The organism is Nostocoides sp. (assembly GCF_037045025.1).
Lineage (GTDB): Bacteria > Actinomycetota > Actinomycetes > Actinomycetales > Dermatophilaceae > Nostocoides_A.
This window is the reverse complement of record NZ_JBAOHM010000002.1, coordinates 1-13,928: the sequence shown is the minus strand read 5'-3', so window position 1 is coordinate 13,928 and position 13,928 is coordinate 1. Positions and strand designations below refer to the sequence as shown.

15 protein-coding genes are annotated in these 13,928 nt (G+C 69.9%); 13 read left to right on the top strand and 2 right to left on the bottom strand.

The annotated features are described in order from the left end of the window. From V9G19_RS00105 to V9G19_RS00045, 13 genes are all read left to right on the top strand, one after another. Positions 1–551 (top strand): SAF domain-containing protein (locus V9G19_RS00105; protein WP_462283468.1); only part of this gene is annotated, 551 nt, incomplete at its 5' end. Between the two features lie 3 nt (positions 552–554). Beyond that, the gene (locus tag V9G19_RS00100) at positions 555–1,394 is read left to right on the top strand and encodes a hypothetical protein (RefSeq protein WP_462283467.1); all 840 of its coding nucleotides are present in this window, start codon (positions 555–557) and stop codon (positions 1,392–1,394) included. A 420-nt stretch (positions 1,395–1,814) separates the two neighbouring features. Continuing rightward, positions 1,815–3,068: a CpaF family protein gene (locus V9G19_RS00095; RefSeq protein WP_462283466.1), complete on the top strand. Its 1,254-nt coding sequence runs from the start codon at positions 1,815–1,817 to the stop codon at positions 3,066–3,068. Next, on the top strand, positions 3,065–3,997 hold the full coding sequence (locus V9G19_RS00090; protein ID WP_298519680.1) for a type II secretion system F family protein: 933 nt from the start codon (positions 3,065–3,067) through the stop codon (positions 3,995–3,997). The genes V9G19_RS00095 and V9G19_RS00090 overlap by 4 nt, the downstream gene beginning before the upstream one ends. Further along, positions 3,994–4,905, top strand: coding sequence for a type II secretion system F family protein (locus tag V9G19_RS00085; RefSeq protein ID WP_462283465.1), 912 nt, complete (start codon positions 3,994–3,996; stop codon positions 4,903–4,905). The genes V9G19_RS00090 and V9G19_RS00085 overlap by 4 nt, the downstream gene beginning before the upstream one ends. Positions 4,906–4,979: 74 nt before the next feature. Continuing rightward, the gene (locus V9G19_RS00080; protein WP_462283464.1) at positions 4,980–5,183 is read left to right on the top strand and encodes a hypothetical protein; all 204 of its coding nucleotides are present in this window, start codon (positions 4,980–4,982) and stop codon (positions 5,181–5,183) included. 6 nt (positions 5,184–5,189) lie between these two features. After that, positions 5,190–5,585, top strand: coding sequence for a TadE/TadG family type IV pilus assembly protein (locus V9G19_RS00075; protein ID WP_056680593.1), 396 nt, complete (start codon positions 5,190–5,192; stop codon positions 5,583–5,585). Beyond that, on the top strand, positions 5,582–6,043 hold the full coding sequence (locus V9G19_RS00070; RefSeq protein WP_462283463.1) for a TadE/TadG family type IV pilus assembly protein: 462 nt from the start codon (positions 5,582–5,584) through the stop codon (positions 6,041–6,043). The genes V9G19_RS00075 and V9G19_RS00070 overlap by 4 nt, the downstream gene beginning before the upstream one ends. Beyond that, entirely contained in the window at positions 6,040–6,489 is a 450-nt protein-coding gene (locus tag V9G19_RS00065) for a pilus assembly protein TadG-related protein (protein ID WP_462283462.1), read from the top strand. The genes V9G19_RS00070 and V9G19_RS00065 overlap by 4 nt, the downstream gene beginning before the upstream one ends. Then, the gene (locus tag V9G19_RS00060; protein ID WP_462283461.1) at positions 6,486–9,746 is read left to right on the top strand and encodes a LysM peptidoglycan-binding domain-containing protein; all 3,261 of its coding nucleotides are present in this window, start codon (positions 6,486–6,488) and stop codon (positions 9,744–9,746) included. Before V9G19_RS00065 ends, V9G19_RS00060 begins: the two co-directional genes overlap by 4 nt. 22 nt (positions 9,747–9,768) lie before the next feature. Further along, complete coding sequence (locus V9G19_RS00055; protein WP_462283460.1) at positions 9,769–10,044, top strand: hypothetical protein; 276 nt, start codon at positions 9,769–9,771, stop codon at positions 10,042–10,044. Further along, positions 10,041–10,607, top strand: a complete 567-nt coding sequence (locus tag V9G19_RS00050) for a hypothetical protein (protein ID WP_462283459.1) — start codon at positions 10,041–10,043, stop codon at positions 10,605–10,607. Before V9G19_RS00055 ends, V9G19_RS00050 begins: the two co-directional genes overlap by 4 nt. Further along, positions 10,601–11,500, top strand: coding sequence for a hypothetical protein (locus V9G19_RS00045; protein ID WP_462283458.1), 900 nt, complete (start codon positions 10,601–10,603; stop codon positions 11,498–11,500). The genes V9G19_RS00050 and V9G19_RS00045 overlap by 7 nt, the downstream gene beginning before the upstream one ends. Before the next feature lie 265 nt (positions 11,501–11,765). Here V9G19_RS00045 and V9G19_RS00040 read toward each other — a convergent pair whose 3' ends face one another. Together V9G19_RS00040 and V9G19_RS00035 are read right to left on the bottom strand one after the other, a co-directional pair. Next, positions 11,766–12,605, bottom strand: coding sequence for a hypothetical protein (locus V9G19_RS00040; RefSeq protein WP_462283457.1), 840 nt, complete (start codon positions 12,603–12,605; stop codon positions 11,766–11,768). 357 nt (positions 12,606–12,962) lie between these two features. After that, positions 12,963–13,745 (bottom strand): hypothetical protein, encoded by a 783-nt coding sequence (locus V9G19_RS00035; RefSeq protein WP_462283456.1) that lies wholly within the window; start codon positions 13,743–13,745, stop codon positions 12,963–12,965. Between the last annotated feature and the right edge of the window lie 183 nt (positions 13,746–13,928).

Sequence of the window (13,928 nt, the reverse complement as noted above, 5' to 3'; positions counted from 1 at the left end):
TTGTCGCTGCCGGCGGCCTGGGGACCGCGTTCGCGTTCACCTCGGTTAACGACACCCAAGAGGTCCTGGTCGTCAGCAACGACATCAAGCGTGGCGAGACCATCGAGGCCGGCGACCTCGCCGTCGTGCGGGTCAGCGTCGACCCGGCGTTGACCCCGGTCCCCGGCAGCCAGAAGGCCGAGCTCGAGGGCAGCCGCGCTGCCGTCGACCTGTGGGCCGGCACCCTGCTCAACGCGCAGGCAGTCACCGACAACCTGGTGCCAGGGGAGGGAGAGTCCCTGGTGGGCATCAGCCTTACTCCCGCGCAGATGCCGTCAGAGCCGCTCTACGGCGGCGACGTCGTCCGGATCGTCACCACGCCCGGCGACCAGGGCGAGATCACCGACGAAGACCCGGTCACCATCGAGGCGACCGTCGTTGGTGTTAACCGGGTCGAGGAGACGGGCGAGACCGTCGTCGACGTCTCGTTGCCCGAAGCCGAGGCGGCCGAACTGGCTGCCCGGGCTGCCACCGGACGGGTCGCACTCGTCCTGGACGCCCGGGAGCGCTGAGGCATGGCGGTGATCGTCCTGGCCTCCGCGAGCGGTTCGCCCGGCGTGTCCACCACGGCGCTCGGGCTCACCCTCAACTGGCACCGACCCGTGCTCCTGGTCGACGCCGACCCGACCGGATCCTCCTCGGTCTTCGCCGGCTACTTCCACGGCACCCAGGAGCCGACCGGCGGCCTGATCAACCTCGCCCTGTCCCTGCGCGAGGGAACGCTGGCGGACGCACTGCCCCGCGAGACGCTGCTGCTGGACCCCGAGGCGCCGGCCGAGCGGTCTGCTTGGTTCCTACCCGGCATCCGCGCCCACGAGCAGGCCCCCAGCCTGTTGCCCCTGTGGGAACCGCTCACCGAGCAACTGCGCGCCCTCGACCGCAACGGCCAGGACGTCATCATCGACGCCGGACGACTCGGCCTCGCCGGCTGGCCCCAGCCGCTGATCGCCGGCTCCGACCTGACCCTGCTCGTCACCCGCAGCTCGCTGCCGGCCCTGGCCGGTGCCACCAGCTGGGCCAAGACCCTGCGGGCACAGTTCGCCGCGGTCGGTGGGCTCTCCCGTCTCGGGGGATTCCTCGTCGACGAGGAGCGACGCTGGCCCACGCTTCCCACCGGCGCCCGAGTCCGGCCCTACACCGCACGCCACATCGCCAAGGCCCTCCAGATCCCCGTGGTCGCCTCCGTGGACTGGGAGCCCGAGGTGGCCGAGGTCTACTCCCACGGCGCGCGCAAGCCCCGCAAGTTCGAGTCCTCCGGGCTGCTGCGCGGCTACCGGGGCAGCACCGCCGCCATCCAGTCCATCCTCGGCGCCAACCAGGCCGCCCTCGCTCCCACGAACGGAGGCCACGCATGAGCACCAACGGACACCACCCGGAGACCAACGGCCGCGACCCGCTGCGCGCCGACGAGTGGCTGGAGGCCCGCCATGCCGCGAACCGCGAGCCGACCTCGCCCTTCGCCCGCGGCACCAACGGCACCCCGCCGCCCCCGCCGCCGGTCGTCGAGGACCACGACCCGACCTCGCTGCCGATCTTCGCCGGCGCCTGGACCAGCGAAGGCGAGGGCCAGCTGCCTGGCCGCGCCCGCTCGGAGTTCAGCCTGCGCCCGCTTGTGGCGCCCGCACCGGAGGAGCACCACGACACCCGCGGCACGGATGGCGAAGTCGAGCTGGACTGGGAGCTGATCGCGCAGTACCGCGCCGAGATCTCCGTCGCGACTGACCGCCCGGCTCGACAAGGAAGGTGGCCGGGTCACCGAGGAGGACCGCGAGCAGATGGGCCTCGACGTCATCGAGGACCTCATCAAATCCGAGGCCGAGACGCTGGTCTCCACCGGCCGGCCGCCGTGGACGAAGGACCACGAGAAGGCACTCAAGTCCGCCCTCCACGCCGCCCTGTTCGGACTCGGCCGCCTGCAGCCCCTGGTCGAGCGCGAGGACGTCGAGAACATCATCGTCATCGCCCGCGGCCCGCTCTGCTCGGTGTGGCTGGAGCTGGTCGACGGCACCCTGGTCGAGGCCGCCCCGATCGCCGACTCCGAGGACGAGCTGCGCGAGTTCCTCTCCGACCTCGGCGCACGGCAGAACCGGCCCTTCACCGAGGCCCGGCCGCACCTGGACCTCCGGCTGCCCGGGGGAGCGCGGCTCGCGGCCGGCTCCTGGGTGATGGCCTACACCTCCGTCGTGATCCGCCGACACAGCATGCGCGAGGTGTCGATGGACGAGATGGTCTACGACCGCAAGGCGTGCAGCGCGGTCCTGGCCGACTTCGTCGCAACCTGCGTGCGCGCGGGCAAGAGCATCGTCGTCTCCGGGGTCCAAGGCAGCGGCAAGACCACCTGGGTCCGCGCCCTGTGCTCGTGCATCCCACCCTGGGAGATGATCGGCACCTTCGAGACCGAGTTCGAGCTGCACCTGCACGAGCTCGTCGACCGCCACAAGATCGTCCACGCCTGGGAGCACCGCCCCGGATCCGGCGAGGTCGGCATCGACGGCCGCCAGGCCGGTGAGTTCAGCCTCGAGGAGGCCATCCACCACTCCTTCCGGTTCAACCTCGCCCGCCAGATCGTCGGCGAGGTCCGCGGCCCCGAGGTCTGGAACATGCTCAAGGCCATGGAGTCCGGGCCGGGCTCGATCAGCACCACCCACGCCCGCAGCGCCGAGCACACCATCGAGAAGCTCGTCTCCTGCGCCATGGAGAAGGGCCCCCAGGTCACCCGCGAGCTGGCGATCAGCAAGCTGGCCGCCGCGATCGACATCGTGATGTACCTGCGCTCGGAGGTCGTCGCCAATCCCGACGGGACCTTCCGCAAGCAGCGCTGGGTCGAGGAGGTCCTGGTCGTCCAGCCCAGCATCGACGCCGCCAGGGGATACGCCACCACCCCGATCTTCGCCCCCAACCAGCTCGGCCAGGCCGTCGCGACCGGCAAGCTCGACAACTTCCTCGCCCAGGAGCTGGCGCGGCACGGGTTCGACCTCGAGGCGTACAAGGCCGAGTCCCAGGCCAACCCGGGGGTGGCCACGTCATGAGCACCGCGTTCCTGCCCGCCGTCTTCGGTGCGCTCATCGTCATCGGCCTGATCGGGATGGGCTACGCGCTGATCCCCGCGCCGCCCAAGCCGCCGCGGCCCGCCCGGACCGTCACCCCGTTCGGGCGGCTGGGGAACTGGTTCGTCCGGCTCGACCGCCGCACCCGGATGCTGATGGTCGGCGGTGCCGTTGCCGGCCTCCTGGTCGCGCTGGTGACCGGCTGGGTGATCGCGATCGTGCTCGTCCCGGCCGGGATCATCGGTATCCCGCTGTTGCTGACGCCTCCGCCGGCGGCCGCGAGCATCGAGAAGCTCGAGGCGCTCGAGGAGTGGACTCGGTCCCTGTCCGGCAAGCTGACCGCCGGCCAGTCCCTGCGCTCGGCGCTCATCAAGTCCCTGCAGTCCGCGCCGGCGCCGATCGAGCGCGAGGTCGGCCTGATGGTCTCCCGGTTGTGGAACAACACCGCCAGCACCGAGGACGTGCTGCGCGCCTTCGCCGAGGACCTCAACGACTCCACCGGCGACGTCGTGGCCAGCCAGCTGATCCTTGCCGCCAGCGGCCGCGGCCAGGCCGGACTGTCGAAGGCGTTGGACGCCCTCGCCGAGACCGTCGCCTCCGACGTGCGCGCCCGCCGCCAAATCGCCGCCGACCAGGCCAAGCCCCGCACCACTGCCCGCACCGTCACCGTCATCACCCTCGGTGTGCTCGGCATGCTCGCCTTCACCGGCGACTACATCGAGCCCTACGGGTCCCCGCTGGGCCAGGTCATCCTCGCCGTCCTGCTCTCGGCCTACGTGGCCACGCTGCTGTGGATGCGCCGGATGGCCGTCGCCAAGCCCCTCCCGCGGTTCCTCGACCTCCAGGCCCGCAACGCGCACCGCGCCGCCCAGCGCACGGCACCGGGCGAGAAGGAAGGAGCACTCGCATGACCGGCCTGCAGATCGCGCTCGCCAGCGGCACCCTCATCGGGCTGGCCCTCGCCCTGCTCGTATGGCGCCTCGCGCCCTCCGACCCCGACCTGGTCGACGCGCTGGACCGTCTCTCACCTGACCACGTCGTACCCCGCCGCAACACTCCCAGCCTCGACGTCGACGCCGGCACCGGCTCGGCGGTCGATCGGATCGGCTTGTGGGCGATGAAGAACCTGCCCGGCGGCGCCTGGGCCCACACACCTCGCAAGGACCTGGCCATCCTGCAGATCAGTGAGACCCGGTTCTACGGCGAGAAGGTCGTCTGGGCACTGCTCGGCCTGATCATGCCGCCCCTGCTGGCCGCCTTCTTCATGCTGATCGGCCTGCCGCTGCCGTTCGCCATCCCGACGCTCGGCTCGCTGGCGCTGGCCGCCCTGTTCTGGTTCATGCCCAACTACAACGCTGCTGACGACGCCAAGAAGGCCCGCATCGAGTTCAGCCGAGCCTTGGGCGCCTACATCGACATGGTGGCCACCGGCGTCCGCGACGGATCCAGCGGCCAGCAGGCGCTGCGCTCGGCAGCCGAGGTCGGCGACAAGTGGGTCTTCAAGCGGATCGAGAGCGAGCTGCGCCGCGCCCGCTACATGACCCGCGCACCCTGGGACTCCCTGCACGGTCTCGCCGACGAGCTCGCCGTCCCCGAGCTCGATGACCTCGCCGACATCATGCAGCAGTCCGGCCAGGACGGAGCCCAGATCTACAACAACCTCCGGGCCCGCGCCGCCGCACTTCGCTCGGCGATGCTCAGCGCCGAGGTCGGCAGGGCCAACGCCACCTCCGAGCGCATGTACATCCCAGCCAGCCTGCTCGGCATCGTCTTCATGGCGATCCTCGTCACCCCCTCCCTGCTCCGCTTCACCACCTGACCGACCTAACACCGACCCCAAAGAACCAGGGTCACCCAGACCGCAAACCGAACAACCAGGAAGGAAGAACCCCGATGTTGAAGCTCTTCATCGCCCTCCAGATGTCGGCGCTGACCTTGCTCGCCTCCCTCGAGGGCCGCGTCACCAGGCAGCGCGACGAGCGCGGCTCCGTCACGATCGAGCAGGTCCTGTGGGCCGGCGCCGTGATCGTCATCGTCGGCATCGTCGTCGCGGCCATCAAGTTCTTCGTGACCAGCGAGTCCGCCAAGATCAAGTAGGCCGCCATGTTCGCCAGCCTCCACCGCCGCAGCCGGGACGAGCGCGGGTCGGTGACCATCCAGATGGTCTTCCTGATGCCCGCGCTGTTCCTGCTGATGTTCCTCGGCCTCCAAGGCGCCCTTTACTACCACGCGAAGCAGGTAGCGCTCGCGGCCGCGCAGGAGGGCGCCCGTGAGGCAGGCAGCGAGACCGGCACCCGCGACGCCGGTGTGGCCACGGCGAACACGTTCCTCCACGACGCCGGAGGCTCCGACGTGATGACCTCCACCAGCGTCTCCGGATCACGGACCACGACCACCGCCACGATCACCGTCACGGGCAAGTCCATGAGCGTCATCCCCGGCTGGCACGTGACCGTCACCCAGAGCGCCAGCGTCCCGGTCGAGAGGCTCACCGAATGACCAGGCACACGAGGCGGACCAGCGCACGCCGCCGGCGCCGGGACGAGCGCGGGTCGGTGGCCATCGAGGCCGCGATCGGCGTCCCGGCCTTCGGCCTGTTCGTGGCGATGATCATCCTCGGCGGCCGCGTGGAGATCGCCAGGCAGTCCGTGGACGCAGCCGCCTACGAGGCAGCACGAGCGGCCTCCATCGAGCGAACTCAGAGCGAGGCCATCACCTCCGGCAAGTCCGCGGCCACCAGCAGCCTGCACGACCAAGGCCTGCAGTGCACGACCACCAACATCACGATCAACGCTGCGGCCTTCAACGCCCCGCTGGGAACCACCGCCCAGGTCACCGCCACCGTGACCTGCAAGGTAGACGTGGCGGACCTGAGCATCCCCGGCCTGCCCGGCACCCGGACGATCACCGCCACCGCCAGCAGCCCCGTCGACGCCTACCGGGAGCGCCGATCATGACCGCCCGCATCCGCAGTCTCACGACGCGGCGCTCGCGCGATGAGCGCGGCTCCATCAGCGTCTGGTTCGCCACCGCAGCACTGGCGATGATCATCCTCGTCGGGATGGCCGTCGACCTCGGCGGCAAGGTCCACACCCAGCAGCAAGCCCGCAGCGCTGCCGCCCAGGCCGCCCGCACCGGCGCCCAGGAGGTTCAGGGCTCGACCGCAGTCCGCGGCGAGGACCTCCACGTCGACCTCACCGCCGCCAAGACGGCCGCCATGGACTATCTCCGCGCCGCCGGCGTGGAGGGAACCGTCCGCGTCGTCGACGGCGACACCCTGATCGTCACCACCACCGACACATACACCAGCAAGTTCCTCGGGATCATCGGCCTGGACACGATGCAGGTCACCGGGGAGGCGTCCGCGCGGCTCATCCGCGCCGAAGGAGGCATCGAGAGATGACCACGCCCACCCATCCCACCCTGGGCCAGCGGCTCACCGGCCTCGCAGCCTCGGTCGCCGTACTCGGCATCGTCCTCGGGCTGCCCGCACTATTCCTCGCGATCGGTGCCAGCCCAATCCCGGACCACGTCCCGACCCTGGACGGCATCAAGAACGCGCTCATGGCGCCCGACGACGGCACCCTCGTCCTCGGCCTGTTCAAGGTGATCGGCTGGGTCGCGTGGGCCTTCATGGCGCTGAGCCTGGTCGTGGAGGCCATCGCACGGCTCCGCAAGGTCCAGGCGCCCCAGCTGCCGGGCCTGGGCCGGCCGCAGGCCGCAGCACGCGGCCTCATCGGCCTCGCCGCTCTGCTGTTCTTCGCCGCGCCCATCGCCGCCCAGCCAGCCACGATCACCACGGCCGCCGCGGCGCCGGTGACGGTGGGACACGTCAACGCCGGTGCCGCCGACCAGGCACCCGCCCAGCAGGACCTCAAGGTCGAGACGAAGCAGGAGCGCCAGCGCAAAACCGTCGACCACGCTGTGAAGCCGGGGGAGAGCCTGTGGTCGATCGCCGAGAACCACTTCGGCGACGGTGCCCGCTACAAGGAGCTCGTCGAACTCAACCGCGACCTCCTCGGCGCGCAGCCGAGCTTCCTCGAGCCCGGTTGGGTTCTCAAGCTGCCCGCGGTCAACGGCGGGGCACCGGCGCACGACTACACGGTGCAGTCCACCGACACCCTCAGCGAGATCGCCCAAGAGCAGCTCGGCGACGCCGACCGCTGGCCCGAGATATACCGGGCCTCCACCGGCATCACCCAGCCCGGCGGGGCCCAGCTGACCGACCCCGACGTCATCGACGTCGGCTGGAAGCTCAACATCCCCGACGCCGAGCAGGGGGGCAGTCACGACGACCCCCCGCACCAGCAGCCGCGCGACGTCGAGCCCGAGACGCCCGCGAGCCCCGAGGACCAGCGGCCCGTCGAGCCGCCGGCCGAGGAGGAGCCGCCGGTCGCCCACGAGCCTGAGGTGCCCGAGGTACCCGAGACGGCCGTGCCCGACGCGCCGCCCCAAGCCGAGGCGCCGGCGTCGCCGGCCGCCGACGTCGACCAGGTCGACGACGCTGACGACTCGATCCTCGACGCGCCGTGGGTCCTCGCCGGTCTGACCGGCGGGGGCGTCCTGCTGTCCGGGGCGCTGCTCATGGCCCTGCGGTCCCGCCGCCGCGCCGGCTACCGGAACCGGACGCCCGGCCGCGCGATCGCCGCGCCGCCTTCGGAGCTCGCGCCGGTCGAGATGACCCTGAACGCCACCGGTGCCGCGGCCGCGGCGACCGTGGAGTTCGCGGACGAGGCGCTGCGCCGACTCGCGGCCGCCGTCGGCGCGCGGGGCACCACGATGCCGCCGCTCGCTGCCGTGGAGCTCGGGCACGGCAAGTTGACCCTGCACCTGAGCGCGCCGGCCGCAGTCCCGGCGCCCTGGGTGGGCAGCCCGGACCAGACCCACTGGCAGGTCAGCACGGACACCGCCGTCGACGAGCTCGGCCCCGACACCGGCAACGTCGAGCCGCCGTACCCGCTACTGGCCACCATCGGCATGAGCGACACAGGGGAGACGTGGCTGCTCAATTGCGAGGAGCTGTCCACACTCACCATTAGCGGCGACCCGACCTACGGCCGGGACTTCGCCCGCCACCTCGCCGCGCAGCTCGCCGTCAACCCATGGTCGCGCCGCGTCCAGGTCGACTGCATCGGCGTGGCTGAGGAAGCCGTCGCCATGGACGAGCGGATCAGCTACTACCCGACCGGATCAGCCGGGTCACCCGCGACCGCGGAGGCCCTCGCGGCCGCCGTCACCACGATCGACCGGGCGAAGCGACATGACACCGACGCGTCCACGGCGCGCACCGGCAGCGTCGACGACGACACCTGGCCCGCCCGGATGCTGTTGCTCGACGCGGCGGCCGGAGACCCCGAGGACCTTGAGCAGCTGCTGCAGCTGGTCACCAACCACGTCGGGCAGTCCGCCACCTCCATCGTCGTCGCCGGCGAGCGCCCCAACACACCGGGCGCCGTCCTGCACATGACGAACACCGGCCGCGTCGTCCTCGAGCACGCCGGCCTCAACCTCATCGCCGTCGGCCTCACCAGCGACGAAGCCCGCGGCTGCGCCCTGGTCTACGCACAGAGCGAGGTCGCCGAGGACGTCCCCGTGCCGGTCGACGAGACCGTCACCGACGGCTGGGAGGCCTACACCGACCAGTCCGGGGCACTGCGCCGCGAGTACACCCTGCCGCGCAACACCCCCGCGGACACCGTCGACGAGCCGCTGTCCTCCCTCCTGGAGGGCGACGACGAGGACTACATCCGTCAGAGCGCGATCGTGCAGGAGGACCTCGAGACGCTGGCGCCGAAGGTGCCCGAGCACGTCCGAGCCGAGGTCGAGCAGAGCGACCCCACTCTCGACCAGGACATCGCCGACTGGTTCTCGGCCAACAGCGACCGTCCACGGTTCAGCCTGCTCGGTCCGGTCACCGCGCGCACCCACGGCAAGGCCCTGGCCAAGCGCAAGCCCTACTTCACCGAGCTCCTCGCGTACTTGGCCCTGCACCGCAAACACGGAGCCACCCGCGAGGAGATCGGCGAGGCATTCGGGATCACCCCCGGCAAGGTGCGCGACTACACCAACACCGTCCGCGAATGGCTGGGCACCAACCCCACAACTGGAGAGCCCCACCTGCCCCACGCCGACAAGGCCCCTGCCACCAAGCTCCGCGGCGTCAACGTCTACCAGGTCGACGACGGCCTCCTGGTCGACCTCCACCTCTTCCTCCGACTGCGCAAGCGCGGGCAGGCCCGCGGCGGCGCGGAAGGCGTCGCCGACCTCTGCACCGCGCTCGAGCTGGTCGGCGAGGCGAAGCCGTTCAGCCAGCTGCGTGAAGAGGGATGGTCTTGGCTCGTCAACGAGCCCGACCGCGTCGACCTCATGGCTTCTGGCTGGATCGCCGACGTCGCCCTCATCGTCGTCACCGAGGCTCTCGCCGCAGGCGACCTGGTCAAGGCCCGCTCCGCCGCCTACGTCGCCAACCGGGCCGACCCTGACGGCGAGAGCACCCGCCTGTGCCTGGCCCACGTCATGAAGGCCGAGGGCGACCAGCTCGAGGCCGACCGGATCCTCCGCGAGGAGATCTGCAACCGGTCCGACGACGGCGACGCCCCCATGGAACTGTCGGAGCGCACGAAGACCATCATCAGTACCCACGGCTGGCTCGCGAGCTGACTCGGGAAGGGAGCACCAGCACATGACCACCTTCAACCAGGAGCTCACCGGCCGCTACGTCGCGGCCGGCGGCGACCGCCCCGACCTCGACGCGCGACGCGTCGCCAGAGCCGTCTTCGTCCGCGACACCATCCGCACCCTCTACGACGCCGACAAGCGATTCGGCATCGACCCCGCCGACAACGGCTCGCTGGCCGAGCTCGTCGACGCCGCCGAAGAACACCGCGAGCACATCGCCACCGACGTCAGCCAGCGATCAGTCATGGCGCCGCCCAACACAGGAGGAGACCCCGCATGAGGAAGCACCACTCCGCACTCGGGGGAGTGGCCCTCGCCCTCGCCCTCACCCTCACGGGCTGCTCGGACGACGGCACCGACCCCGAGGCCGAGGACACCCCGACCGCAACGCCCAGCTCGACCCCGACGAGCACTGCGCCGACGCCGCAGACTCCCGAGGAGAAGGCGGCAGCTCAGCTGACCGGGTACCTGAAGGTGCGCGACGACTTCTACCGAGCCGCCACGATCGACTTCAAGCGTCTGAACAAGGTCGCAACGGGCGACGAGTTCCTCCAGATTCAGGCCGCCGTCGCGGATCTGGAGCGGTACGAGATCAAGGTCACGGGCCAGTACGGCCACACCCTCGACGAACCGCGGCGCCGCACCGACTCGATGATCATCATCACCGACTGCGAGGACCGAACCGACGTAGTCGAGCGCAACAAGGACGGCAAGAGCATCAAGCACACGGACCCTAACGGGGATCCGCTGGGCAACCCCCTTCCCGTCGAGTACACCCTGGTCAAGGACAAGGGAGCGTGGAAGGTTTCCAAGTCCGACATCAAATGGGATCAGTCATGCTGAGGCGGCTCCTCGCTCTCGCGCTGACGGTCGCGGCGTCGCTGGTTGTCGTGTTGTTCACCGCGTCGAGCGCAAGTGCGGAGTGCGTCGAGGTCTACAACCCGGAGACAGGCCAGTTTGAGCTTGACTGTTCGGACGGCGGCGGCGATCCCGGAGGCGGCGGCGACAACGGCGGTGGAGGTTCGTCAACCTGCTCGTACGCGGGCAACGAGATCCCATGCACCGGACCGGACGGGTCGGTGTGGAGTAGTGCTCATGGGTGCTATGTGGGGGAGGCCTACCCGGCGGATGAGACCGAGCCACCGCCTGGTCAGACCGAGGAGGACGGCGCCTGGCACGTCTGCTACTTCCCGCCGCCGGGGTCCTCGTGGGAGCTGATGTGGATCGAGAACGGCACGGTGACGATCGACCCGGTGGTCCTTGCGAACCGAGCGATCGCCTCGATGGACCTGGATCCGATCACGATCGGGATCGTCCCCGAGTCGGGCCCCAACCGGGTCGGTCTCGTCGGTCTGCCGGTGTGGATGTGGGTGGACAGCCCGACTGGCGACACGTTCGGCCCGATCACCGCCTCAGCCAGCGAGGGCACGGTCTCGGTCAGCGCGACCGCCAGCGTCTCCAGCATCGTGTGGAATATGGGTGACGGCACCAAGGTGACCTGCGCCGGGAAGGGGACGCCGTACGCCGATCACTACGGGAAGCAGGACTCCCCGACCTGCGGGCACCGCTACGCGAAGATGTCGACCGACCAGCCCGAGGGTGCGTACCAGGTCACCGCGACGAGCCACTGGGTGGTCGAGTGGACCGGTGGCGGCCAGTCCGGAACCATCGAGTTCGACCTGGCCACCGAGCCCCTCCCGATCCGCATCGGGGAGGCCCAGGTGCTGACCCAGTGACCCTGTACTAGCAGACCGACCACCGACACAGATCCCCGTCCTCACAGCAGGAAGGGGACCTGTGTCGTTCGCTGCCCGAGCGCGCCCGGAGGCACCGGGCCCGCCGAGCAGAGCTGCTCGTGCTGCCGCTGCTGGACATGAAAGAGCCCCAGGCGTCTCGGGTCACCTGGGGCTCGCGAGAAGTAGAGCATGGGGTGGTTCGCCTGCGCAGATGAATAGGAAATCGCGGCCCTAGGCGTTCGCCGTCGGGGTGCCAGCTGGCCCGTCACGTGACCTGGGTGCCGCCCTCCTCGCGGTCGACGAGGCGGGGACCCGGGCCAGCGCCGCGCCGACCTGGCTGCCCCGGCGAGAGGAAGCCGCGCCGTCGTGCGGTGCCGATCCAGTCCCGCACGGTCGGCTCGGGGCGCCCGAACTTCGTGGCGAGCCGACCCGTTAGCCCCGGCCCGTTGGCGGCTTCCTCGAGGTACGCGCGCGCTACGTCCTCGAGCAGCGTGTCCGGTAGGCCTGGTCGGCCGCGGCGCTTGCCTGCCGCGGAGCTCGTCGCAGTCTCCAATGCGCTGAGTTCCTCGGGCAGGAGATCCTCTACCGGGATGTCTCGCCGGCCATCGAGGCCGAGCTGGGTGACGCCCTCGCTACGCCAGTCGTCTTGGGCGAGAGTCGCCTGAGCGCGAGCGACGATCTTGCCAAGAGGGATGCGGCGAAGGAGATCGCTCGTGATGAGCTGGCCCGGTTCAGCGCCGCGATCGTGGTCGGTTGCAGCGCGGTCCTCGTCGCTGCCGTCCTCGTATCGCCAGGTCAGCTTGAAGAGCTCGAGTTCCGCAACTTCCAGACCGCGGCCGCGGTTGATCAGGATCCCGTAGACCCGGACCGGGAGGTCTCGCGACGTGTAGACGAAGTCCGCCACGTAGCCGGCGCCGCGCGCGCGGCTCTTCATGTAGAGCTCGAGGCGATCCGGCGGCGGCGCGTCGCCGGGAGAGTCAAAGCCGGGATCGAAAAGAGACTGCTTGAACAGGTCGTACATCTGGCGCGTCCGCGTGAAGTCGTACGACAGGTCGCGGACCTCGAGGTGGTCGTCGGGCAAGTGAACGGTGGCGTTCTCGGTCATGGTCTCGACGGTAGGCCAGCAGGGCCGCGAACCGTACGGAAAAACCGTCCGACTTGCGCCGCCCAATTAGTCGTACGCCTGCGGCTGTCGAGGCAGACACGGAAGGGGAGGCGGGGCGCTGACGTGGCGCGCACCCTCAGGCCCTCGATCGGCGGCGCTCGTCAAACTGTGAGCGAGGCTCTCAGGGGAGAGCTCATCCCGTGTCCGGTCACCGGCAAGCGCCTGGGCGGTCGACAGGAACCGGTGTCTAGCGGTAGTCGTCCGGTGACATGAACGTGGAGATGTCGGAGCTGGGCACGCACGGTTCCGCCAGTCGGGCGGCAAGCTCCTCCTCGGTCAGCTCCCGAGAGGCCGGCGTCACGTAGTCCGGGTCGCCCCAGCCGCAGCGGATGCAGGCACCGGGACCATTCGGTAAGAGCCACAGCTCGCGCACCGGCTCCTCGCGCCCGTTGCCGCCCGCAGGCACATGGCGGTGATCACCGATAGGAAATGGCTCACCACCGCGACTCCGATGTGCGCGTCGTTGGCGATCGCGTTCTTGGCGTGGGTCAGCCAGTTGACGTAGTCCCACGTCTCACGTGTGAGCTTGGTGCTGTACGAGCGCAGCTGCTTGCTGGAAGGACCCTCGGCTTGATCAGAGATCAGCAGGTTGGTCCAGCCCACGACGTCAGCCGCCTTGGGGGCGTCGCCACCTTCGGGTATGAGCGAGTCGTCGGCAACTTCGCCGGCGTAGGTGACCATCGCCTCGCGCAGTCGCACCCCGACCGCCTGGAAGTCCTCGGCCTCGCGTGCGCCGTCGAGGGACTCGACCGCCTGCTCCCACAGGCGCCACGCTCGAGGAAGTAGTCCCGCAGCCTCATCGGTGATCGGGCGCTCCTCTCGGCTGGCGATGCGAACCATGAGCCCGACGTGAAACGTGAGCGCGACGTCGCGGCTGGTGAAGTCGTCCTGCGAGTAGTAGTTGAGCGAGTTGCTGATCGCCCACCAACGACTGCCGCTGCAGTGCACGTCCCAGATGTCGTGCAGCACCGAGCCGACCCGCTCGACCGCGACCTTCTCCAAATGCACCACGGGGTCGTCGGCCATCTGGGCCGCGAAGTAGTCGAGGACCTGTTCTCGCTCGAGGTCGGACGCCTTCACCGTTGTCCTCCCCGGTCATCGCCAACCACCCCGCCAGTCTGACAGGGCCTTGAGCTGCCCATCCGGCCGCTGGTCATGAATGTCTATCAGTCCGGTGTGGAAAGGCGGCATTCGCCGGTTGAAAAAGTCCGCTGTATCTCGACAAATGGGCCCCGCACCACCCCGGTCAAGAAGTTTCTGCAA

What these genes read in the sequence shown, in the direction of transcription:
- V9G19_RS00100 (WP_462283467.1), top strand. Translation starts at nt 555, where the DNA reads ATGGCGGTGATCGTCCTGGCCTCCGCGAGCGGTTCGCCCGGCGTGTCC.
- V9G19_RS00095 (WP_462283466.1), top strand. Translation starts at nt 1,815, where the DNA reads ATGGGCCTCGACGTCATCGAGGACCTCATCAAATCCGAGGCCGAGACG.
- V9G19_RS00090 (WP_298519680.1), top strand. Translation starts at nt 3,065, where the DNA reads ATGAGCACCGCGTTCCTGCCCGCCGTCTTCGGTGCGCTCATCGTCATC.
- V9G19_RS00085 (WP_462283465.1), top strand. Translation starts at nt 3,994, where the DNA reads ATGACCGGCCTGCAGATCGCGCTCGCCAGCGGCACCCTCATCGGGCTG.
- V9G19_RS00080 (WP_462283464.1), top strand. Translation starts at nt 4,980, where the DNA reads ATGTTGAAGCTCTTCATCGCCCTCCAGATGTCGGCGCTGACCTTGCTC.
- V9G19_RS00075 (WP_056680593.1), top strand. Translation starts at nt 5,190, where the DNA reads ATGTTCGCCAGCCTCCACCGCCGCAGCCGGGACGAGCGCGGGTCGGTG.
- V9G19_RS00070 (WP_462283463.1), top strand. Translation starts at nt 5,582, where the DNA reads ATGACCAGGCACACGAGGCGGACCAGCGCACGCCGCCGGCGCCGGGAC.
- V9G19_RS00065 (WP_462283462.1), top strand. Translation starts at nt 6,040, where the DNA reads ATGACCGCCCGCATCCGCAGTCTCACGACGCGGCGCTCGCGCGATGAG.
- V9G19_RS00060 (WP_462283461.1), top strand. Translation starts at nt 6,486, where the DNA reads ATGACCACGCCCACCCATCCCACCCTGGGCCAGCGGCTCACCGGCCTC.
- V9G19_RS00055 (WP_462283460.1), top strand. Translation starts at nt 9,769, where the DNA reads ATGACCACCTTCAACCAGGAGCTCACCGGCCGCTACGTCGCGGCCGGC.
- V9G19_RS00050 (WP_462283459.1), top strand. Translation starts at nt 10,041, where the DNA reads ATGAGGAAGCACCACTCCGCACTCGGGGGAGTGGCCCTCGCCCTCGCC.
- V9G19_RS00045 (WP_462283458.1), top strand. Translation starts at nt 10,601, where the DNA reads ATGCTGAGGCGGCTCCTCGCTCTCGCGCTGACGGTCGCGGCGTCGCTG.
- V9G19_RS00040 (WP_462283457.1), bottom strand. Translation starts at nt 12,605, where the DNA reads ATGACCGAGAACGCCACCGTTCACTTGCCCGACGACCACCTCGAGGTC.